At 55.3% G+C, this 23171-nt stretch carries 17 protein-coding genes; 7 read left to right on the forward strand and 10 right to left on the reverse strand.

Annotated features, from left to right (window positions below; translation table 11 throughout):
- Positions 1-185 precede the first annotated feature (185 nt).
- Positions 186-1160: an SPFH domain-containing protein gene (locus ABEA92_RS01995; RefSeq protein ID WP_345682118.1), complete on the forward strand. Its 975-nt coding sequence runs from the start codon at positions 186-188 to the stop codon at positions 1158-1160.
- Positions 1161-2467: 1307 nt separating this feature from the next.
- Here the strand turns inward: ABEA92_RS01995 and ABEA92_RS02000 are convergent.
- Genes ABEA92_RS02000 through ABEA92_RS02015 form a run of 4 tightly spaced genes read right to left on the reverse strand, consistent with a single transcriptional unit; the run spans position 2468 to position 7749 of the window.
- Complete coding sequence (locus ABEA92_RS02000; protein WP_345682119.1) at positions 2468-3226, reverse strand: hypothetical protein; 759 nt, start codon at positions 3224-3226, stop codon at positions 2468-2470.
- A gap of 58 nt (positions 3227-3284) precedes the next feature.
- Complete coding sequence (locus ABEA92_RS02005; protein WP_345682120.1) at positions 3285-3743, reverse strand: YaiI/YqxD family protein; 459 nt, start codon at positions 3741-3743, stop codon at positions 3285-3287.
- 5 nt (positions 3744-3748) lie between these two features.
- Positions 3749-5275 carry a 4-alpha-glucanotransferase gene (gene malQ / locus ABEA92_RS02010; protein ID WP_345682121.1) on the reverse strand — a complete coding sequence of 509 codons (1527 nt, stop codon included), beginning with the start codon at positions 5273-5275 and terminating at the stop codon, positions 3749-3751.
- A complete protein-coding gene (locus ABEA92_RS02015) occupies positions 5275-7749 on the reverse strand; it encodes a glycogen/starch/alpha-glucan phosphorylase (RefSeq protein ID WP_345682122.1) in 2475 nt (824 codons plus the stop codon). Before ABEA92_RS02015 ends, malQ begins: the two co-directional genes overlap by 1 nt.
- 531 nt (positions 7750-8280) lie before the next feature.
- On the opposite strand from ABEA92_RS02015, the gene ABEA92_RS02020 reads away from it, so the two are divergent.
- Positions 8281-9231: a methyltransferase domain-containing protein gene (locus tag ABEA92_RS02020; RefSeq protein ID WP_345682123.1), complete on the forward strand. Its 951-nt coding sequence runs from the start codon at positions 8281-8283 to the stop codon at positions 9229-9231.
- 118 nt (positions 9232-9349) lie between these two features.
- The gene (locus ABEA92_RS02025) at positions 9350-12325 is read left to right on the forward strand and encodes a carboxypeptidase regulatory-like domain-containing protein (protein ID WP_345682124.1); all 2976 of its coding nucleotides are present in this window, start codon (positions 9350-9352) and stop codon (positions 12323-12325) included.
- A gap of 91 nt (positions 12326-12416) precedes the next feature.
- Here ABEA92_RS02025 and ABEA92_RS02030 read toward each other — a convergent pair whose 3' ends face one another.
- From ABEA92_RS02030 to ABEA92_RS02045, 4 genes are all read right to left on the reverse strand, one after another.
- Positions 12417-13220: a DUF1559 domain-containing protein gene (locus ABEA92_RS02030; protein WP_345682125.1), complete on the reverse strand. Its 804-nt coding sequence runs from the start codon at positions 13218-13220 to the stop codon at positions 12417-12419.
- Positions 13221-13299: 79 nt separating this feature from the next.
- A complete protein-coding gene (locus ABEA92_RS02035) occupies positions 13300-14277 on the reverse strand; it encodes an SDR family oxidoreductase (RefSeq protein WP_345682126.1) in 978 nt (325 codons plus the stop codon).
- Between the two features lie 130 nt (positions 14278-14407).
- A complete protein-coding gene (locus tag ABEA92_RS02040) occupies positions 14408-15502 on the reverse strand; it encodes a redoxin domain-containing protein (RefSeq protein ID WP_345682127.1) in 1095 nt (364 codons plus the stop codon).
- A gap of 239 nt (positions 15503-15741) precedes the next feature.
- Positions 15742-16557 carry a hypothetical protein gene (locus tag ABEA92_RS02045; RefSeq protein WP_345682128.1) on the reverse strand — a complete coding sequence of 272 codons (816 nt, stop codon included), beginning with the start codon at positions 16555-16557 and terminating at the stop codon, positions 15742-15744.
- Between the two features lie 357 nt (positions 16558-16914).
- Between ABEA92_RS02045 and ychF the strand changes: the two genes are divergently transcribed.
- The 4 genes from ychF to rdgB all read left to right on the forward strand — a co-directional run bounded on the left by ychF (position 16915) and on the right by rdgB (position 19791).
- Entirely contained in the window at positions 16915-18006 is a 1092-nt protein-coding gene (gene ychF, locus ABEA92_RS02050; RefSeq protein WP_345682129.1) for a redox-regulated ATPase YchF, read from the forward strand.
- 119 nt (positions 18007-18125) lie between these two features.
- Entirely contained in the window at positions 18126-18716 is a 591-nt protein-coding gene (locus ABEA92_RS02055) for a hypothetical protein (protein WP_345682130.1), read from the forward strand.
- 72 nt (positions 18717-18788) lie between these two features.
- The gene (locus tag ABEA92_RS02060; protein WP_345682131.1) at positions 18789-19154 is read left to right on the forward strand and encodes an amidohydrolase; all 366 of its coding nucleotides are present in this window, start codon (positions 18789-18791) and stop codon (positions 19152-19154) included.
- A gap of 25 nt (positions 19155-19179) precedes the next feature.
- A complete protein-coding gene (gene rdgB, locus ABEA92_RS02065; protein ID WP_345682132.1) occupies positions 19180-19791 on the forward strand; it encodes an RdgB/HAM1 family non-canonical purine NTP pyrophosphatase in 612 nt (203 codons plus the stop codon).
- Between the two features lie 63 nt (positions 19792-19854).
- Here rdgB and ABEA92_RS02070 read toward each other — a convergent pair whose 3' ends face one another.
- Positions 19855-21237: an enolase C-terminal domain-like protein gene (locus ABEA92_RS02070; RefSeq protein ID WP_345682133.1), complete on the reverse strand. Its 1383-nt coding sequence runs from the start codon at positions 21235-21237 to the stop codon at positions 19855-19857.
- A gap of 172 nt (positions 21238-21409) precedes the next feature.
- Complete coding sequence (locus tag ABEA92_RS02075) at positions 21410-22042, reverse strand: response regulator (RefSeq protein ID WP_345682134.1); 633 nt, start codon at positions 22040-22042, stop codon at positions 21410-21412.
- Positions 22043-23171: the final 1129 nt, after the last annotated feature.

The following is a 23171-nucleotide window of genomic DNA, read 5'->3' on the forward strand; positions in this document are numbered from 1 at the left end:
GCCCATGACTGGCGGACCGTAGATTCGACGACCAAACCGACATTGGCGCGCCCTTACAGTGCAGCTTTCCCTGCCTATTCCTTTTGTCAGTCTGTCGCAAAAGGGTGCGAGTTTGAGGGGACCGTGAATCCTCAGACTCAAAACGCACGTTACATCACGCTAGCCATCGTCCAGGAACCGCGTCCATGTCGTCACCAATGAATCCAAACCACACATCGGGCGATCTTCCAGCTCATCCCGAGAAACTGCTGCGTCCCAGTCCGGGTTGGTTCGCTTTATTTGCCTGTCTGGGGTTGATCCTCTTTGGCGGATTCACCTTGATTGCCGCCGCGGCGGCCGAAAATGGATTCTTTGCGGTCCTCGGGGTGATGATGATTCCGTCAGGGATTGTAGGGATGTTCGGATTGATGGCGATCGCGCCGAATGATTCCCGCGTTTTGCTGCTGTTTGGGGATTATCGCGGAACCGTCAAAGAATCAGGCTTTTTCTGGGTCAACCCATTTTTCTCCAAACGCAAAGTGAGCTTGCGAATTCGCAACTTTGAAACGGGATCATCATCGACGCCAGAAAAGAAGGATGCTGCAGGCACCGTAGTGCAAGCGAAGAGCCGCTCGGCGAGTCGTCCGTCTAAGGTCAACGACCGAGATGGAAACCCAATTGAAATCTCCGCCGTGGTGGTCTGGAAAGTCACCGATACGGCCGAGGCGTTGTTCGAGGTCGATGACTACGAACATTTTGTCGAGGTACAAAGCGAAGCCGCCTTGCGGAGCCTGGCGACACGCTACCCGTACGACAGCGAAGACCACGAACAATCGCTTCGCGGCAACACCGAAGAGATTTGCAGCAAACTTCGCGAAGACATCCAAGAGCGACTCGAAAAGGCGGGGGTAAACGTGATCGAGGCTCGCATTAGTCACTTGGCCTACGCGCCGGAAATCGCCTCCGCGATGTTACAGCGTCAACAAGCCGGCGCCGTGGTCGCCGCACGCACCAAGATTGTCGACGGTGCCGTGGGAATGGTCGAGATGGCACTGGAGCATCTCAAACGAGACGAGATCGTCGAATTGGATGCGGCACAGCGAGCCTCATTAGTTTCAAATCTGTTGGTCGTCCTGTGCAGCGACCGTCACGCTCAACCCGTCGTGCAAACGGGAGCATGAGCATTAGACGGGTCAATCAATGGAACTGTCGTGGTTTGGCAGTTTCGCAACATATCTGCCACCTCTTCCCAAACTCCGTTTTGGAGAGGCACCACAACGCAAGTCACCTCTCCCGAGCGAAGCTTGGGAGAGGTCGAACGAGCCCTTAGGCCTCGTTCGGGTGAGGGCCGACCGCGCAACAGAGCTTGCAGCAAACCGCTGAATTGCTCGGACAGCCCTCACCCGAGTATCGCTGAAGGCTCTGCTCGACCTCTCCCAAACGGAGTTTAGGAGAGGTAACACGACGCAAGCCACCTCTCCCGAGCGCCAGCTCGGGAGAGGTCGAACGGGCCCTTAAGGCCTCGTTCGGGTGAGGGCCGACCGCGCAACAGAGCTTGCAGCAAACCGCAGGATTGCTCGGACGCCCTCACCCGAGCAATCGCTGAACGCTCTGCTCGACCTCTCCCAAACTTCGTTTGCAAGAGGCACCACAACGCAAGTCACCTCTCCCGAGCGAAGCTTGGGAGAGGTCGAACGGGCCCTTAGGCTTCGTTCGGGTGAGGGCCGACCGCGCAACGGAGCTTGCAGCAAACCGCTGAATTGCTCGGACAGCCCTCACCCGAGCAATCGCTGAAGGCTCTGCTCGACCTCTCCCAAACTACGTTTGGGAGAGGTAACACAATGCAAGTCACCTCTCCCGAGCGAAGCCTGGGAGAGGTCGAACGGGCCCTTAGGCCTCGTTCGGGTGAGGGCCCTTAGGCCTCGTTCGGGTGAGGGCCCTTAGGCCTCGTTCGGGTGAGGGCCGACCGCGCAACGGAGCTTGCAGCCGACCGCAGGATTGCTCGGACGCCCTCACCCGAGCAATCGCTGAAGGCTCTGCTCGACCTCTCCCAAACTTCGTTTGCGAGAGGCACCACAACGCAAGCCACCTCTCCCGAGCTTCAGCTCGGGAGAGGTCGAACGGGCCCTTTAGGCCTCGTTCGGGTGAGGCCCGACCGCGCAACGGAGCATGCAGACGACCGCTAGATTGCTCGGACGGCCCTCACCCGAGTAATCGCTAAACGCTCTACTCGACCTCTCCCAAACTTCGTTTGGGAGAGGTAACACGGCGCAAGCCACCTCTCCCGAGCTTCAGCTCGGGAGAGGTCGAACGGGCCCCTAGGCCTCGTTCGGGTGAGGGCCGACCGCGCAACAGAGCTTGCAGCCAGCCGCTAGATTGCTCGGACGGCCCTCACCCGAGCAATCGCTGAATGCTCTACTCGACCTCTCCCAAACTTCGTTTGGGAGAGGTGACATGACGCAACTGGCGGAAGTTCACGGCGGATCGTCTATTGCCGCTGCATGAATTGCCAATAGGTCATTGCGATTGCGATCACCAGAATGCCCAGAATGATCTGCTTTAGCGTGATCTGAAACTGCCGAGCTGGATGATTGCGGTCGCAAAAGTCATGCTCGATCCAACACGGCCATGTCCATGACGCAACCATCACGGCGGCCGCCGCGATCATTGACAACACGCCACCATAAAGCATCTGTTTGATCGGCAGAATCCAGAACCAACGCAGCGAAAAGATCGCCAGTATGCATAGATAGCTCTGCGCCCACATCGCCGCGGCAATTTTCCGATCATCGATCCACAACCATGTCATGCGGATGGCGACAAGCGTTGCCGAGGGGACAATGAACGTGGCAATCACCAACGCGATCCGACTTTCACTCGAACTGCTAAACAGCAACAAGCACCAGATCGCGGTTAGGTACAACATGAACCCCAGCGGCAGCGACAACAACATCCGCTCGATTCGCGGGGGCCGCACGATCACTAGTACGACGAAGAACACAAACGTGCAAAGGCCAAAGAGGTACGGCCAGAAGAATGTCAACGTGACCAACGGCGGTCCTTTGCTCAACTCGTCGCCAATCACATCGACTGGACGCACGATCTTGTCGTCGCAGCCAATCGAATGCGGCAACAAAACGCACGACACGAGTGCCAAGGCAGCCACGAGGTTGGAAATCGCAGAAGACGAAGATAAAGCCGATTTCAGCGACGGCTTCTCGCGATCCGATTGTGGTATCGGGGACATTCCCAACCAGCCTCATCAGAGCAGAGGGCCTATGGCGACGGAGCGTCCCTGAGGTCCTCTATTTTCGGTTCAACGCCTTCGTCAGCAAGCGATCGAAGGTCGCGGCAAACGCCTTCTTGTCCGTCTCTCCGTACGGCGAAGACCGGCCGACAACCATCCCTTCGCCTCGTAAATCGTCCATGAAATTTCGCATCGACAATCGCGATGCGATCGTATCAGGCGAGTACTCATCGCCGCGTGGATCGATCACGTACACGCCTTTTTCCACCAAATCGCCTGCCAATGGCAAATCGGCGGTGATCGCAATGTCCTTGGATTCGCTGTGGTTGACGATGTAACGGTCGGCTTGATCGGCACCTTCACGAACGACCACCGAACGAACCATCGTCAGCGCCGGGGGCACCGACAGCGGCCGGTTGGCGACCAAAATCGTTTCGACATCCAATCGCTTGGCGGCACGAAAGACGATCTGCTTGACGTCTTGAGGTGCCGCATCGGCGTCGACCCAAATTTTCACGCTGCTTACCGTCCCGAGTTCCGCGTCATCTCACCGATCGTTCGAGCAACCGAGTCGGTCAATTGGCCTGGCAACAACCGCCAAGCCCAATTCCCATCGGCCAATCCCGGCATATTCATTCTCGCCTCATTCCCCAGTCCAAGCAAATCTTGCACCGGAATGATGGCGGTATCGGACGCCGAATTGAGCACGGCCCAAATCAATTGTAGGTGAATATCAATATCGCTGGTGACCACCCCGGCCAATAAATCTTCTTCGCCCTCGGCAACCTGACGCTCCTTGTACCATCCCATCACGGTGTCATTGTCGTGGGTTCCGGTGTAGGCCACCGAATGCTCGGGAAACGCACTGGGGCGATGAAAATCGTCTTCGGCGACATAGAAGCCAAACTGCAATACTCGCATTCCGGGGAACCCAAGTTTGTCGCGCAGTTCGTGCACTTCTTCGGTGATCATGCCGAGATCTTCTGCGATCAACGCCAACTCGCCAAGTTTTTCGCGAGCGGCATCGAAAACCTTCTCTTTGGGGCCTTCGACCCATTTCCCGCTAACCGCCGTCTTGGCTGTCGCAGGAATCTCCCAATAGGCTTCGAAACCACGGAAGTGGTCGATTCGCATCAAATCGAATTGCTTAAACGCATATCCAAATCGTTGCACCCACCAGCGGTAATTCGTTTTCTCGAGCGCGTCCCAGCGATATTGTGGATTGCCCCACAATTGGCCCGTCTTGCTGAAGTAGTCCGGCGGCACACCGGCAACAAACGTCGGACGTCCATCTTCGGCCAAACAGAACACCGATTGATTTGCCCAAACATCAGCACTTTCATGCGCGACAAAGATCGGCATATCGCCATACATTCGCACGTTGCGATCGTTTGCGTATTGCTTCAGTTTTCGCCACTGGACATCAAAGATGTATTGTTGAAATTCAGCAAATTGAATTTCGGTACTCAGCTTGGCTTCCCATTGCTCGATCGCTTGATCGAATTCAGGGTGGGCAGCGTGACGCACCAATTCGGCAGGCCACTTTGTCCAATCTGCGCTACCGAAATGACGCATCAGCGCTTCGAAGCGACCGAAGTCATCCAACCACCATGCATTGAGTTCGACGAACCGGTCAAAGTCGGCACGCTGCTCTTCGCTGGCGTCTTCATTGAATTTTTCGAACGCCTGGCGAAGCACCGGCAACTTGAATTGGCCGACCAAGTGGTAATCGACGTTGGACGTGGTCGCCCCTAGCCCCGAAGGCATGACGAAATCGTCCTCGTCCAACAAGCCGTCTTCGACCAGCATCGAAAGGCTGATCAGCAGCGGGTTGCCCGCGAACGCCGAATAACAACTGTAGGGCGAATTGCCGGCCGCGGGGGGGCCCAATGGCAAAACCTGCCAAATGGTTTGCCCTGCAGCTTGTAAAAAATCGACGAACGCATACGACGCCTTACCAAGGTCACCTATCCCAAATTCGCGATCTCCGACCGCGGTTGGCAAACTGGTGATGTGACAAAGAATCCCCGATGATCTCGGAAAACGCATTAAGCATCCTCTAACGGTTTGACGTCCCAAATTTCATTTGCGTACTGGGCGATCGTTCGATCACTCGAGAACCAGCCGCTGTGCGCCGAGTTCAGGATACTCATTCGAGTCCATTTCTCTTGGTCCAAATAGACCTTACCTGCCTCTGCTTGGGCATCAATGTAACTGCGCAGATCCGCGATCGTCAGCCAAGGGTCGTACGGATTTCGCAATCCTTTGGTCAACAGATCGAAAATTCCTGGCTCGTGGTGATTAAACACCCCGCCCTCGACCATTTCCATCACCCTCCGAATGTCTTCGTCGGCAGCGATGATCGCGTTTGGATCGTAGTCCTTTTTCGTTTCCTGAACGCCGTTTTCGTCCAAGCCGAACAAGAAGAAGTTCTCTGCGCCGGCTTTGTCGCGAATCTCGATATTGGCCCCGTCGAGCGTCCCGATCGTCAAAGCCCCGTTCATCATGAATTTCATGTTACCGGTACCCGACGCTTCTTTGCCGGCAGTCGAAATCTGCTCGGACAACTCGGTGCCCGGGCAAATGATCTCCATCGACGAAACGCGATAGTTCGGGAAGAACACCATTCGCAGCAAGTCCTGCGTTTTTGGATCGGCATTGATAACCGACGCGACGTTGTTGATCATCTTCACGATCAGCTTGGCAACGTGGTATCCCGGTGCCGCTTTACCGCCGATCAACACACAGCGTGGCACCATGTCTTTGGTATCGCCACGAAGAATGCGGTCGTACAGATGAACGACGTGAAGCACGTTCAGCAGTTGTCGTTTGTATTCATGAATCCGTTTGACCTGCACGTCAAAAATTGCCTCGGTGTTGAATTCAACGCCCGTGTGTGTCTTGACGTATTTGGCCAATCGCTGCTTGTTTTCCAGCTTCACGCTGCGCCATTTCTTGCGGAACTCAGCATCCTCGGCATAGGGAACCAACTTTTCGATCTGGCTGAGATCGGATTCCCACCCCTTGCCAATCGTTTCGTTCAACAAGTCCCGCAAACCGGGATTGCAGTGCGACAACCACCGACGCTGGGTCACCCCGTTGGTCTTGTTGTTGAATTTCTCAGGCCACAGTTTGTAGAAGTCCGAGAACAAACCGCTCTTCAGCAATTCGGTGTGCAGGTGTGCCACACCGTTGACCGAGAAACTGCCCACGATGCTCAGATAAGCCATGCGAATGTGCGGCTGGTCGCCTTCTTCGACAAGCGACATCCGACGCAGAACCGCCACATCGCCGGGGAATTTTTGCTTGACCTCGGCCAAGAAGCGTTCGTTGATTTCGTAAATGATTTCCAACAATCGCGGCAGCAAGCGGCTGAACAGCGCCACGCTCCAACGCTCGAGTGCTTCGGGAAGCAACGTGTGGTTGGTGTACGCCATGCACTGGGTCGTGATCTTCCAAGCCGAATCCCAATCCAAGTGATAAACATCCAACAGCAACCGCATCAACTCGGGAACCGAGCAGGCCGGGTGGGTGTCATTCAGCTGGAAGCAATTCTTGCGACCGAAATCGGTGAAGTCATGTCCATGCTTGGCAACCCATCGCTCCAACACGTCTTGCAGGCTGGCCGAACTGAGGAAGTATTGCTGTTTCAACCGCAGTTCTTTGCCGTTTTCGCTGGCGTCGTTGGGATACAACACCATCGAAATTTGCTCGGCGTTATTCTTTTGCACCACTGCATCGGGATAGTTTCCCGAGTTGAACTCTTCCAAATCGAACACGTCGGTGGCTTCGGCTTTCCACAACCGTAGCGTGTTGACGGTTTCGTTCTTGAAACCAGGAATCGGCATGTCGTAAGGAATGGCCAACAAGTCGTTGGTCCCAACCCAACGAATCGACATGTTGCCGGTTTCGTCAAGATAGCGTTCGGTGTGGCCGTAGAAGCGGATTGTCTTTGCGTCTTCGTGCCGCTCGATCTCCCAAGGGTTGCCATCACGCAACCAGTGGTCAGGCCCCTCGACTTGACGACCGTTTTCGATCGTTTGATGGAACATTCCAAATTCATAACGGATGCCGTAACCGGTCACGGGCAATCGCAAATTGGCGCAACTGTCCAAGAAGCAAGCTGCCAATCGTCCGAGACCTCCATTGCCTAGCCCCGCATCGGGCTCTTGTTCGGCAATCTCTTCCAACTCAACGCCATATTGATGCAGCGCTTCGCGAGTGGCATTGTCAAGTTCCAAGTTCTGAACCGCGTTGTTCAGCGACCGGCCCAACAGGAATTCGAGCGAGAAGTAGTGCACGCACCGCTGGTCGGTGTTTTCAAATCGCTGTTGCGTCGTTTGCCAATGTTCGGTAACGCGGTCACGTACGGCGTTGGCGAGGGCACGATAATAATAATGCGGATTACTCTCGTCGCTGTAGTGGCCGAGTGTGTAGTGAAGATGGCGGCGCAGTTCTTCGGGAAGCGGCGCCAGGATACTGCTCATCTTTTCATTGGATACTTCGAGTGTTTGTTCCGGCATCGTTTTTGCTAAATTTGGAGGATAATTGAGCGATCGACCGAAGCTCGTTTATTCGGGTCTGCCGCCAAAAAGTGCGAACAAGATGGTTGTTCATTAGCACTGTCGGAGAGCCGTGACAACATGAGTCCAATTTGAAGTCCCCGTCTCTACCCACAAGCCTACATCTTGTTGGGGATTTTTCCCATAACTTTCAAATAGTTTGCAAATTTTCGCTAATCAGACGATCCGCCTGTAATGCTTATCTGCTAACCGAAAAAGCAAAATTCGGACGGTTCCCCCCAAGAAAGATTCAAGCTGGACTTAACCGTCACGTTGGTAACGGTTTACATCATTGCGATTGCCCCGGTGTCGGCCCTCGCCGAAGTCGGTTCGCAAGGGCATGCTGGAGCACTGAATTCATCTTGAGCCGAGACTTCGAATCTGGCTAACGTGGACCGCTTGGAACGTGTGATGTGGCGGCGCACGCGAGCCAATCTCTTTTCGGTGCCGCTGCCGTCCACGATCTCCGCTCCTTTGAAATCACACCCCATCATGCCAATCACCTCATCGATTCGTCGTCCTGCTTACGCTTCGCTTACGGACGACCGCACCAACAAAGCCGTATCCTCTGGCAATCTGTCAGAAGAAGAGAAAACGCTCGGTCAATACATCCCGCTATTGTACCACTACAACATGCTGCAGGACGAGGATCGCGTCGGAGCGTTCCGGGATGCGATCGAGTTGAATGTTCGTCCGGGCATGCATGTAGTCGAACTCGGTGGCGGCACTGGCATCCTATCGTCATTAGCGGCTCGCTGTGGCGCCACGGTCAGCTGTGTCGAACGGAATCCCGAACTTGTTGAAACGGCGCGTCGATTTGTTCGGCTGAATGGACTCGAAGACAAAATCACGGTGATCCACGCCGACGCCTCGCGCTATGTCCCCGACGCGGCGGTCGATGTTGTCGTTTGCGAAATGCTGCACGTCGGACTACTGCGAGAGAAACAAGCCCAAGTCATCGCGGCATTTAAACGTCACTACAAACAAGCCCACGACGGACCGCTGCCGCGTTTTTTGCCGGAAGCATCAATCTTGATGGCTCAACCGGTCGAGCAGTCGTTTGAATTTGCCGGCTACCAGGCTCCGGTGCCGATGTTCCAAGCACCACAGTTGGATCAACCGCGAACCAACGAATTCGCGAACCTGTCGCCATACGCCAGCATCGCCTACGACGAATCCATTCCCATGCAATTTGCGGTCAAGGAAAACGTGGTTGCACTACGTGACGGGCGAGTCAACGCCCTTCGCTTTGTCACTCAAAACGTGATTTCGATCGACATGCAAGCGGAAAAGGCGATCACGTGGCCCAATCAATGCTTGGTGCTTCCAATCGAATCCCCGTTTGAAATTGCTAGCGGCGAATCCATGTCGGTAGAATTTAGCTACGCCGCAGGCGGATCGATTGATCACCTGATGAATACGGTCCGCGTCGCACGCGTGTAGTGCGTGACGACAACGAAGTGGAATCCGCTGCCTGCGACGGCGGACGGAATGGGCTATGATCGATGTTTGCATTTAACCATGGCAAACTCGATCCCGCCCGCCTTCGAAAGTCAGCGCAATGAGACCATGCAGCCCACTGCGACGTATCGCAGCGATCTATTGGAATGTTCTGATTCTGGCCGGCCTCAGCTTCGCCAGCATTTCCGCTGACGATTACAAAGAGGTGACCGTAAACCTTTCCGGAAAGGTTTTGACGGTCGACGGTGCTCCGGCTTCCGGCGCCACCGTTCACGCGAGTTTGCCGTTTGGCAACCTCGACAAACGCGTCACAACCAATGCGGACGGCATGTTCGATTTACAAATCGATATTAAGCAGATTGCACTTGGCGGCGTCCTTCTGCGTGTCAGTAGTTCCGATGGCAAGCAGCTTTCAATCGAGCGTTTGAAGTCCGAAAACGACGAGGTCCAGACCAAGAATCTCATCATCCAGCTTTCGGAAACAAACGTGGGCTCGGTTCGCGTCGTCGATGCCGAAGGCAAACCGCTCAACGATGCCGCGGTCGCGGTCCAACTGAATTTCCCAAACAACATCACCGGTTTGTCGACCGACGAATCTGGCTCAGTCACATTTCGCTATCCAAAATCGGATCGCATCGAAGCGATCGTGGCTTGGAAAGGCAACCACGGGCTGGACTACCGAGTCTATTCGCTGCCACACCATCAACGCTCGGACACCTTGGCGCAAGTGCCGGAGTTTCCGGCCCAGAACGGGGAAACTTTGCGACTCGAAGGTGCGAAGCCACTTCGAGTTCGCATCACGGACGACAACGGACAACCGATTCCCGCGATCCGAACCTACGTTTGGCTGCTAAAAAAAGACAGCCAAGAGAATCAATTGAACCTCAGTTACTTCTCGGAACCGCTTTCGGAGTCCACGGATGAACATGGCGAACTAACTTTTGACTGGATACCGTCCTGGCAAACCACGAAGATTCAAATCTGGCCCTCGTCCGACGAATTCGTTCGCTCGCGTGGAGTCTATGATCCAGAAACGGGTGACGGTACGTTTGAAATGCAATTGGACCGCTTGGTACCGATTCGTGGAAAGGTCACCGCTGCCGATGGCACTCCCGTACCCGAGATTACCGTTTCGGCTCGCGGGGCCGGCTACAGCATGGACGACAGTTCGGGAACCGCTATGACGGACGAACAGGGCAATTACGAGATTCACGTTGCCCCCGAGCAGATTTATCTGGTCACGGTCCGAGATTCGCGATGGGCCGCAGCGCCGCAAACAGGATTTGCCGTTCCCGCGAACGAACCGGTCATCGGGAAAGATTTTGTTCTTCGCGAGGCGACGCGAGTGTTTGGAACGCTAACCGATGAAAGCGATGGTAAACCGATCCTGAACCAACGTGTGATCGTTTATCAATATGGCAGTGATCTCGATTCGATGGAGGGAGTGACGCTAAAAAACCCCGATCAATCTCGCAAATGGGTCCGTCCAATGACCTTTTACCACGCGATCAGCGACGAGAACGGTCAGTTCGAGTTTGCACTGGGCGACGGCCACTATGACATCCGTCCGCCAGAACAAGAGAAGGCAGACAAATTTGAAATTGCCGGCCAAACGGAACTGGAACTAAACGTCACGACGGTCCTTCGTAAAGAAGTCGAACTGACAGGCAAGGTTGTCGCCGCAGCGGATGGCGAACCGGTCGCATCCGCCGTGCTCCAAGGCGTCCCCCAAAACTTTCGTGGACGTGACTGGATTGCCAAAAGTGCCGACGACGGAACGTTTCGCGTCAAGCGTTACAAGGAACCAACCTATGTCCATGTCGAGAATCCAACTAAGTCACTTGCTGCGGTGGTCATTCTCGATCCCGAGCAAACGACGCTCGAGGTCGCCCTTGAACCGACCGGTTCGGTCACCGGACGGTTGCTGAAGGATGACAGCGAACAACCCTGGCCGAATCAGGAGATCAATTACGGCATCAATGTCCCCGCAGTAACAGGTGAGACTTGGAGCACTCGGTTTGGCGACAGCGTCGTCACCGACGCCGAAGGACGATTTTCTATCGATGGACTGGTGGGTGGATTTGAGTATTCAGTCAATCTTGGCGTCACCAAAGAAGGGATGTATCACTCGCTACCCCAATGGAAAGTGGACTCGGGTGAATCGCGGAAACTGGGCGACGTGCAAACTCCGCCGCCTCCGAAACCCTACGTTCCTCCCACGTTAGAAGAGCGAATTGCCAGTGCATTTGCGGTGAAGGGGACGCCGATCGAGCGTTACGAGCGGGCACTGAAATCGATCAAACTCGTCAATCAACATCTGCTTGTTGTGTTTGGACACGTCGAAGCCCCGCGTATCCACCAATTGATGCAAATTCGCTACGAGGACAAAGACTTTCGCAAAATACGGGACGATTACTTGTTCATGGCCATTCCGACTGACCAAGAAAAGCGAGAAGCGGCGACGGCATTAGCGAAAGAACTCGATGAATCGATCGCAGGAAAACGCAGCGAGTTCTTGCTCGTCATTCTCGATTCCGATGGCCAAAAGGTAGCGACGGTCAACTCGGACGCAGTAAGTGAAAACGACGAATTGTCCAAAGAAAAACTGATTCACGTTTTGAGCAATCATCTCAGCGAAAGGCACGACGCCCAAGAACTGCTCGATGCGGCATTGGCCAAAGCGAAGACAGAAAACAAACGCGTGATCGTGCAAGAAACCGCAACTTGGTGCGGTCCGTGTCATCGGTTGTCGGGTTTCTTGGCGGAAAACCGCGAGTGGGAAGAGGATTACATCCTGGTAAAGATGGATCACCGCTGGAACGGTGCCTACGAACTGATGAAGGAAATGCGAGATGGCGCCAAGGGAGGCATTCCGTGGTATGCGATCCTCGATGCGTCCGGAAAAATGTTGGTGACATCCAACGACACGCAGACGGGCGAAAACATTGGCTTTCCATCAAGCCAACAAGGACAATCCCATTTCGCATCGATGTTAAACCAGACGCGTCAACGGATGAGCGAAGAGGATATCGCCACGTTCGTCAACAAACTCGCCCCCTCAAACGAGGACGAGTGATCTTCCAAAGCAAATCGACAACGGGTCGAACGTCGTAGCCGACGGCACGGGATTGCCGACGGTAGGAGGCGTCAGCCTTGCGGTGTTCCCGCTACAAACCGCTGGACACCTGCTCGTTACCGTCTTTGGTCACCAAGGCTGTTCGCACCGTTTGATCCGCGGAATCGCTCACGAACTTCACCGCACCGTCGGCCATCAACACGTTGGATCCTCCGAGATGACCGCCCTGGTCACGCGCCGATCCCGCTGCTAAAAACGCTTGCAGGTCGCTGTCATCGGGGCTCATCCAATTGACGGCGTTGCCGGAATCCGCTTCGAACACCAATACGGTATTGGCCAATCCGTCGGTGACTTGCCGGAAGGTGGTCGGAGTAGATCCCGACATAATTCCCTGAGGATGCACCACCGCGAGGTAGTTGGTCATCGTCGGATCGAACGTCGTCGACGGGCAACTATAGGAGTAGACGACCGTTTGCGAGACGGCCAAATTCTCAGGTGCGTCCCACGGCTTGGAAAAGTCGATCTGTTCATACAGGGCTTGGTGTTCCATGAACGGCAGGATCAATGCTCGCCAACTGTGCAACCGGCGACCGTTCGCATCAACGGTATAGGCCGGCGGCAGTGTGTTATACGCTGCGTGATAATTGTGCAGTGCCAAACCAATCTGTTTCATGTTGTTGGAACACGACATCCGCCGAGCCGCTTCGCGTGCTGATTGCACGGCGGGCAAAAGCAATGCGACGAGGATGCCACCACAGAACAACATCACAACGAAGGCTACCGCCAATACGATCCCGACGATCGCCGCCGTCGACATTCCACCGGATTTCGCAGGCGGTTGATGGAAGGGTGGCTGGGGTTGCTGCGGCTGCGAATAGGGATTGTCGTTGCTCATGGTTTGACTTTGCTATACAAGAATGGAGAGTAGTGATCGCCTCATTTTACGCATCGACGCGTCTTCACGCAGCTAATTTTCACGCATTCACGACAAGGCTGCGATAGAAATCGACACTCATTTCCAACCCCTGATCGATCGTGACTTGGGGTTCAAAACCGAGTCGATTACGTGCGACATTGATATCCGCAAGCGAATCACGGACGTCACCGGCCCGCGGTGGCTCGTGGATTGGATCGATGCCTTGGCCTAAAATGTCACGCAGCGAGTTCAGCAGCATCAGCAGCGACGTTCGTTCACCGCGGCCGATGTTAAAGGTTCCACCAGGCGCGTCGGACGAGGTTGCAGCCAACATGTTCGCTCGAGCCACATCGCGAACGTAAACGAAGTCTCGCGATTGTTTGCCATCGCCGTAGATGATCGGTCGATCACCCGAAAGGATCATCGAAACAAAACGAGGGATCACCGCGCTGTACTCGCTCTTGGGATCTTGCCGTGGACCGAACACGTTGAAGTAGCGGAGCACCACGGTTTCTAATCCAAACCCACGATAGAACGCTTGGCAATAGGATTCGGCGGCCAATTTTGCGGCCGCGTAGGGTGATAGCGGTGCGACCGGATCGGATTCACGCTTGGAAACAAACGGTGAATCGCCGTACGCCGCACTGGTGGACGCCAACACCAAACGCTTGACGCCATTGTCGGCAGCACTTTTCAGCAACTCCACCGTGCTGGTGGCGCACCACGCGTGGCACAATGCCGGCTCTCGCATGCTGCGTGGCACGCTGGCCATCGCGGCATGATGGAAAATATAGTCGATGTCTTTGGTGGCACTGCGGACACAATCGGCGTCGGACGCATCGCCGTTAATGATTTCCACCTCGTCGTCGGACGTGGTGTGATCGAGGTTGTGTTGAAATCCCGTGCTGAAGTTATCTAACACACGAACCGTCGCTCCGGCACCACGCAGCGCGTCGACGAGGTGCGATCCAATGAACCCAGCACCGCCGGTGACAAGACATCGGGCTCCGCGAAGACGCTCAAACTGACTCGACATATCTTTAAAACTCTCTGAGGTAATATCCAAAGCAAACAGGACGGATTGAGTGTACCACCACCGAGGCGGGTTTTATAGCTGTGACGCACACGGGGCGGCACGGGATCAAAGGAAATTTATGGTGCGGTGACTATTCGGCCAAAAGAGCTTCGATCGTCGTCCGCATTTGCTGCTCGCCCGGCGTGCCCTGCCAATTCATTTCGCCCTGCCACCAACGGCGAATGAATCCTTCTTTGTCGATCAAATAAACCGTGGGCCACATCGTCGTGTTGTATGATCGCCAATTCGCCGATTCGGCATCGAGCATGACCGGGTATTCGATCCCTTCGGCCTTGGCGGCGGCACGGACTTTGTCGAATTTTCGCTCCGCCGATGTCTCAGGCGTTTGGATGCCGATCACCACCAATCCCTTGTCGGCATAATCGTTGTGCCAAGCGGTGTAGTGCGGCAGATTGCGTTTGCAATTGATGCACTGGAACGCGTAAAAGTGCACCGCCACCACTTTGCCACGTTGCTGCTGCAGCGTCGTCGCAGTGCCATCAATCCACTGAGCCCCTTCGCTTCGCAATTCGGGCGCCAGCGGGTAGGTGCGTTTGACACTGGCGAAATCAAACGGCGTGCCCGTCAACACGCCGATCTTGGACCGCTGGGTGTTGGTCAAAATTTTCAGCAAGCTTTCTCGCTCGGCCGCTTTGAGTTCATTGATCTCTTTATTGACATCGTCTGCCGACGTTTCACCCGCGACGATCGCTTGTTGCAACTCAGCCGATCGCGTGTCGGTGTGAGCAAACGTTTCGACGAGCGATTGCATTTGAGGCTCGTCGATCTGCAGCTCGGCTTGCACGTTCTCTCGAAGCACCATTCGTGTGCCAAGTGCTTGAGACACGAGTTGATCCAGTCGCGATTTTTGAGCTGGCTCGAGAATTGAGTCCAGCCGCACGGTGAGCGTTTGCGATAACTGATCGACAATTGGCCGCTGCTCTTTGGGCGGCAAATTACGAGAGCGAAACCAGGGCCCATCGACTTCGACCAAGGCGTCGCGCAATGAGCCAAGCTGATTTTCGCTGAGTTTCAGTTCCGCCTGGATCGCGGAATCGCGAATCATCTGCAACAGCACCGGCGGTACGTTGATGGAATCACGTGTCGTTTCGGCTGCGAGTGGTTTGCTACACGCGACAGCAACACTGATGCAGAGGAACGAGAACAGCAGAACGAGTTTTGACATCACCGCACCGGGATTCGCGAGTACAGAAGAGGATCGTTGAGGTCACTGGGGCGTGACACCATTCATTGGAATCGTTTGCTCGCGGCAAATCATCCCCCTCGATTGCCTGCGGAACGAGTACAACCTCGCCGATCTTTAGCTCGTAGCTGGCTTCGCCCGAACTCGTAGCCGTCTTCGCCCAAAGGTGATCACGGAGTGACCAACGACATTGCACTTGATCACGACGCGATCAACGACGATCAATTCGGCTGGGTGATCCACTGTTTCGCACGCTCGGCCGGTCGCTGCGCGGGCGGAGGCAGCGTTGGCTCGAGTTCGCGCCGCGGGCTGCTTGCCAGCGTCGCGTTTTGTCGTGGCGTTGGAACCGTGGTTGTGGCGACGGCAGATGCCTGTGATGAAGGCTGCCCCCCGCTGGCTGCCTTGTTTCGCAGCGCATCGATTTGGGCGAACCGCTGGCTGCCCTTGAATCGATCTTCATCGCTGGCCACCTTCCCCGCGGCCGGTTCGTAGGCGTCATCGACGGGGGTCTGCCGCGGCCACGGTTCGTTGGACACTCCGGCTTGCATTGGCTGCATGTTGGCGACGACTTTATCAGCGTCCCGCGATTGCTGTTGGGCCTGCTGTACCGCCGACGCGGTGGCACTGAAGCGATCATTGATGACATCCGGCCGCGAAATCGGCACCGCCAAATCTTCGTACGTCAACGGTTTGTACGCCTGATGACGTCGACTCGCCCATGATTCGGTGACACTCGGTTTGTTCCACGAAAACGAATCGAACGATTGGGTGTCCATCGCATCGATCGTGGTTGTTTCGAGCACCAAGTCTTCGGTCAGATCGGTCCGCAGACTCGGCGGCACCGGCGATCCGTAGGACCGAGCGGCCTCCGGTGACAAGCGATTTTGGCCAGCCGCCACGGACGTTTGCGTGTTCAACAACGATCCGGGCATTTGATCGATGGTGTCGGGAGCGACAATTTCAGGGGCACGTCGAAACGGTAATGCGGCTAACGTGCCGCCCGAGACGATCAAAACGCCAAGAGTAAGGTTTCGCAATGGAATTGCTCGCAGCTGGATGGAAAGCAAACGGAAACCGCTTACGCACCAACGAACAATCCGCTGGTGAAAAGCGACGACCAGCTTCGTCCTTGAAACCTAAAGAGGGCTGCATCTTGCAAGAATAAGGTATCGGCCAGCAGGACCGGTTTTCTGAAGCCAATTTCGGAAAAACTTCTCAGGATTCTGAAAAAGCCTCGCCGGGAACTGAATTTGGCCAGCGTCCACCGTTAGCGCAAACCGCTTTCGCTGATACGATTTCGCCTTCAGCCCGATGGGTGCAGCTGTCACCGCGTTGCCGCGATTCGCACGTCATTTCCGGGTTAACATCACGTTGTTCACATAGAAATCATTGCCATGGAAGCCGGAATTGTTGGTCTGCCGAACGTCGGTAAAAGTACGCTGTTTAACGCTTTGACAGCATCAAAAGCGGCCCAAAGCGAAAATTATCCGTTTTGCACCATCGAACCAAACGAAGGCATCGTCAGCGTCCCCGATGTTCGTTTGACCCGAATCACCCAGTACATCACCCCTCAAAAGACCATTCCGGCGGTCCTGAAATTGGTGGACATCGCGGGCATCGTCAAAGGAGCCAGCGAGGGGGAAGGGCTTGGAAACAAATTCCTCAGCCATATCCGTCAAGTCGACGCGATCGTGCAAGTCGTCCGCTGTTTTGACGATCCCGACGTGATCCACGTTTCGGGAACCGTCGATCCGATTGCTGACATGGATACGATCGAAACCGAATTGATGCTGGCGGACATCCAAACGCTCGAAAATGCGCTCAGCAAAGCGGAACGGACCGCCCGCAGCGGTGACAAGGAAGCGAAATTGCGAGTCGCGGTGATCCAAAAATGCAACGAACACCTCAGCAAGGACGAACCGCTGCGGACGCTTGAGCTGAACAATGTCGAAGCGTCGGCGATCTCGAGCTACGGGTTGATGTCGGCCAAACCGGTTCTGTACGTCGCCAATGTCAGCGAAACCGACCTCGAAGGCAACGATCCGCTTGTGCAGAAGGTCCGCGAACAAGCCGCCAAGGTTGGCGCGACGGTGGTTTGCGTGTGTGCCAAATTGGAAGCCGAATTGGCTGAACTCGAAGAACCGGATCGCAGCGAAATGTTGTCCGAAGTCGGACTCGAAGAGCCCGCGCTGAACCAAATTGCCCGAGCGACCTACAGCACGCTGGGGCTGGAAAGCTACTTCACCGCCGGCGAAAAAGAAGTCCGTGCGTGGACGATCCCCAAGGGGGCGACTGCTCCCCAAGCCGCGGGCGTGATCCATAGCGATTTTGAACGTGGCTTTATCCGCTGCGAGGTCTACACGCTGGAAGACCTGGAAACCTATAAAACCGAAAAAGAAATTCGACAAGCCGGTAAACTACGCGTCGAAGGCAAGAGCTATGTGATGAAAGATGGCGACATCTGTCACTTCCTGTTCAACGTCTAACTGCGTTGATCGGCTACGATAGGAAACCGGTCAGCCCCCAAACCTGATCTGACGTTTCTCGTATCGACCGCCGATTCGCCTCACACTGACTGCATCGTCCCCCTCCTACTGAGCCCTTCATGAACAAAATGTTGATCCCAATCCTATTTGCCCTCGGCACTGCTATTTTCTGGGGCTGCTACGGCCCTACGATCGGGAACGCTCAAGCTCCGAAGGTGAACGGAGCTCCGATGTGGTCTCCCTTCAAACCGTACGTCTTCATCGGGATCGCTTATTTGGTGATCGCAATTTGCGGCGGTTTGCTGATGATGAAAGTTAAAGGCGACACGTTCAGTTATTCGGGCGTCTATTTCCCGACGATGAAGTGGGGATTCTTGGCAGGCACGCTGGGTGCCTTTGGCGCGGTCTGCTTGACCACTGCGATGATGACCAGCCGAGGAAACGCATTGTTAGTGATGCCGATCGTGTTCGGAGGTGCGGTGACCGTATCGGCGATCGTTTCGATTTTGAAATTGCACGGTGACGTCACCGTCAATCCGCTGTTGTGGGTCGGGATGGTGTTGACGGTTGTGGGCGTGGTGATCGTGGCGATGAACACGCCGCATGGTCACGCGGCCGCTCCGAAACCCGCCGCCGTGGAGGCTCCGGTCGCTGAGGAAACCGCCGTGACGAACGAGGCGGTCGAAACGCCCAACGAAGCGTCCAGCTAAGTGCAGCCAACGGGGCGACCTCTGTCGCATTCATTTCAACACCCCGCGTCTTTTCACGGTGACGAAACGGTTATGGAACCAGCGACCGACCCGATGTCGCGTGTTCGCAGCATTGATACCGAAATCACGCATGTATGGATGGTGCGAACCTTCTTGAAACATTGCGATGAAGCTGAGGATGACGAAGATCTTCGTGATATTGTCCGTGATCTTTACGATTTTATCTTGGCGGTTGGACCGCTTGATGAAGTCGATGATGCTGCGATCTATTTGAAAATGGCAAAGAAGAAACTCGGCAAACTTCGCAAAGCGACCGAACTGTACGAAGCGATTCAGCCCGAGGTCAGCGGGCACACCAATTTTGTGATGGCGGCGAGATCGCTTCGCGCTGCCGTGGACCGCATCGCCGACGCTGTTGCAAAGCCATCCCCCACGTAAATCTAAAACGCCACGGACTGAACTGATGTTTCAACTCGTTGTCGGTACGAACAACGCCAAAAAACTGATCGAATTGCGATTACTGTTGCCGCAAGACAAGGTCAAGCTAGTGGCGTTGGCCGAGATTGAAGATTCGATCGACGTCGATGAGACGGGAACGACGTTCGCTGAAAACGCCGCTCTAAAAGCGACCGTTCAGGCGAAGCATCTCGGACAATGGGTGTTAGCCGAAGACAGCGGATTGACCGTCGATGCGCTGGGTGGTGAACCCGGCGTTCACTCGGCTCGCTACGCTGGCAAGCATGGCGACGACGAAGCCAACAATGACAAACTGCTTGCGGCAATGAAAGACATTCCGGACGACCGCCGGACGGCTCACTTCAATAGCTACCTGTGCCTGTCAGATCCACAAGGCAACGTGCGTTTGGAAGCGAATTCACGCTGCAGCGGCCGAATCGCCCACACACGGCAAGGCACCGCGGGATTCGGTTACGACCCGCTGTTTATCATCCGCGAATACCATCGCACGTTTGGCGATTTGGATCTGACGGTCAAGCGAGCGATCAGCCACCGCTCGCGGGCGCTGCGGCAATTTGTGCCTGAGTTCTTGCGACTGATCGAATCGATCGATCAATAGGCTTCCAAACGCGTCATCGCATGACGCCCCTTTTTTTCTGCTGCGTCGATGACGGCGGCGTGTTTACTGCGACAACGCAGGATCGCTTCCGTAACCAAGACCGGGGCCCGCGAGCATTCGCGTCGGCACTTGGCCGCCACGGACTTCGAAGAACTCGCCAAACTCGGCCATCCAGCGACGATTGGCTGCAGGCGAATATTGCCGACCGTTGCTTTCGATCGCGGCCACGCCTGGGATATGAGCGGCCAAGGACGCCGAATGCAACAGCGACGCTCCTACGCAGGTCAAATCCTGAACACACAGGAACAGCTTCTCGTGCCGCGCGACCGCGCCCAACAAAAGTGCTTCGGCGTGCCCCTTACAGGCTTTCAGCGCGATTCCACTGTAACCCTGTTTGATGGCCGTGCGAAGCGAGCGAAGGTTAACGAGCGATTCATCAATCACCACCGGCAACCGCTCGCGGACACGGTGCATCGTGATGGCAGGCAACCGCTCCAAATCACGATGGGTCGGTTGCTCGATGTACTGGATACAGCGAAGCGCGTCGGGTTGCTGGCGAGTGATGCGTTCAAGCACCGCCAACACGTACTCTTCGTCCGCGCACTTTTCGTTGAAGTCGAGCGAGAATGCCCAATCGGCCTGCCCTTTTGCGGGTGCTTTACGAACGCCGGTAGCCACAGCGTGGGTGCGAATCACTCGCTGGACATCCCAATCGAGATCGTCGCCATTGAGTTTGATTTTCAAGTGAGTCAAACCGTCGCGAACAATCCAATCGTGCAGCGTTTCAGGCAGCCCATCGCCGACGGGTTGTTCCAAATCGCCATCGCCGAGCGGATCAAGTGCGCCGACCAAATGATACAGCGGCATGGTGTACACCGGTGTGTCTGAAATCAGATCACCAAGCCAGACATCCTGATACGCCGATTCGCCAAGGAAATGCGCCAAGTCATGCTGCAGATGCGGACGCGACAGCAGCGAGTAACTGCTTTGGCCTGCCGCTTTTCCATGAGCATCGAACAACGCCGCCTCAACCGGCGACGCTGCAAGCAGCACCGCGAGATCAGGAATCGGCGAAGACAATCCTCGCTCGGATGCAAGCTGTTTCGCGATCGCTTCGCGTACGGGGATCATCCGATGGCAAATATCCAGCGGATGTCCTGTGCACTCGCGATCTGAAAACGCGTTGGCGATACGGCGAACCAATTCCACAACGATGTCGAGCTTTGTGACATCATCGAGCGACGCGTCCGGCCACGCCCACGCGACTCCCATGGTCATCGAGCCCAACCCGATCGCCGTTTGCGAAGCGGTTTCGGCATGACAATCGACCGAGACCACGGTGACATCCGTCACCACTCGCCCGCCAAATTTCATTGGCGTTCGGTAATCATAGGTCTCGCTGCGAACATTCAGATCGACGCGGATTAAATCAGTTGAGGTTTTCATCCCTGAAACTGTAGCCGAATTTGCAAAGACATTCGACTGCCACGATCCACGTCGTGAATTTTTTGCATCAACCAATCGTCGGTTGCATCGCGTACTATGCCGGTCGTTCTGAAAAAAACGACCTAGCTTGATGGGTTGCGAAGATCTTCATCATCTCCGCAACCCGCCCGCGCTAGACCAAGTTCTTGCGAACAGCCCAGACAGCCGCTTGAGTACGATCGCTAACGCCGATCTTGCGAAGGATGTGTTGCACATGCTCCTTCACCGTTTCGTAGCTGATGCCGAGCATCTTGGCGATTTCCTTGTTGGTCAACCCAAGCGCCATTTGGCGAAGGACTTCGCTTTCACGCTGAGTCAACGGCACTTCGATGTCTTGGCTCAATCGAGGAGTCGCCAAGGCACCAGTGACGCGGCGCAGTTCTTCGCGAGTCCACGCCGATTCGCCGGAAACGGCAAGCTTCAGCGCTTCGGTCAGCCGTTCGCGGCCTGCGGATTTCAACACAAATCCAGCCGCGCCCAAGGCAACCGCGCGAGCGATGTAGGTCGGGTTGTCGTACGCCGAGAACAAAACGATGGGAAGATCGGGGTGGTCTAGCTTGATTCGTCCAAGAGCATTCAATCCGTCTCCGCCTTCCATCCGAATGTCCAGCAGGACCACGTCGGGTTTGACGGCTTCGACTTGGCTGAGCGCTTCGGCTGCGGTCGTGGCTTCACCCGCGACTTCGATTTCCGTTCCCTCAAGCAGCAGCCCGATGCCCACCCGAATGATCTCGTGATCATCAACAATTAGTAGCTTCTTGGTCATTTTCTTATTCCTGTAAGTAGAAGAGATTCGCGTAACTGCAATTTCTTAATTTTCCCACCACGTCAAGCGTAGCCGAGATACCTCGCCAGCGAAGTTCGCCGCAAAAGCTTACTCTATTCGGGTGCTCACCCTTACGCAGGATGAAGTTTTACTCCACTAAACCGCCAAACACGGAAACTTTTTCCAAACTTGACGTTTTCATCGAGTCCACCCACACAATCGTGTGTTCACCGAAACCGCAACTGCGATTGCTGCTGTGCGTTCCGACGACCGCTTACTGACAATAAACAACGCGAAAACGCGATGTTTCTACCGCCCCAGCTCGAATCGAGAGTTTCGGTAATTAGAAGGCGATCAGCAGGTTTTAAATCCGCTGCAAAGGGGTTTGCAAGGTCCCTTCGTCCATCTGGCTGCCAGAGTTACCCCCCTATTATTAACTCGAAAAACCAGGGGGGAAGGGGGGCGCTAATCAAATGAATGCGAATTGGGTTGATCCCGACATCGAATTGGGGGGGATCTAATTCAATTCCACGAAATGCATTCTGTTTTCCGAACCCCACGCCCCTCCGCCGGGGTTAAAGCAAGGCGGGAAACCGCTGCATGTCCGTTTGTTCCCATTTTAAGCGATTGACGGTTATTTTGGGCCCAGCGGCGACCAACCGCCAATTTCCACGATCGTGGCGACGTAGCCGCCACGATCGCAGCATTCGATAACGGCAATCTGTTTTCCGTACACACCGCCGCAACAGCGTGCGGATTGCCGCTAACCCAAAAACTGCTGTACGACGGACGTCGCCGCAGGGCGTGAAGACGAGAAAAACCGAATTTTCGGGTTATTTTTTTGGCAGCAGTAACGCTGCCCCTGTAACGACTCGCATTCCGCCATCGAGCGACAATCGGTCCACAATCGGGTTGCTTCACAAATCTTGACGAAAGGCTTCTTGCCGAAAAGCTAACCGAAAGGCTCAGCCGCAATCGAGCGAAACGCCCCAATGAGGCCATCAAGCAGTGACAGTGGACGTGAGCGAGCGGGCGAAGGAGTAAGGAGAAAGAGATGGAGCGGGCAGATCGATACGCCGCAGGGCGTTATTATCGCGCCCCCGCGGCCGCCGGCCTTGAGCAAAAAAAC

Source organism: Novipirellula caenicola (genome assembly GCF_039545035.1).
Lineage (GTDB): Bacteria > Planctomycetota > Planctomycetia > Pirellulales > Pirellulaceae > Novipirellula > Novipirellula caenicola.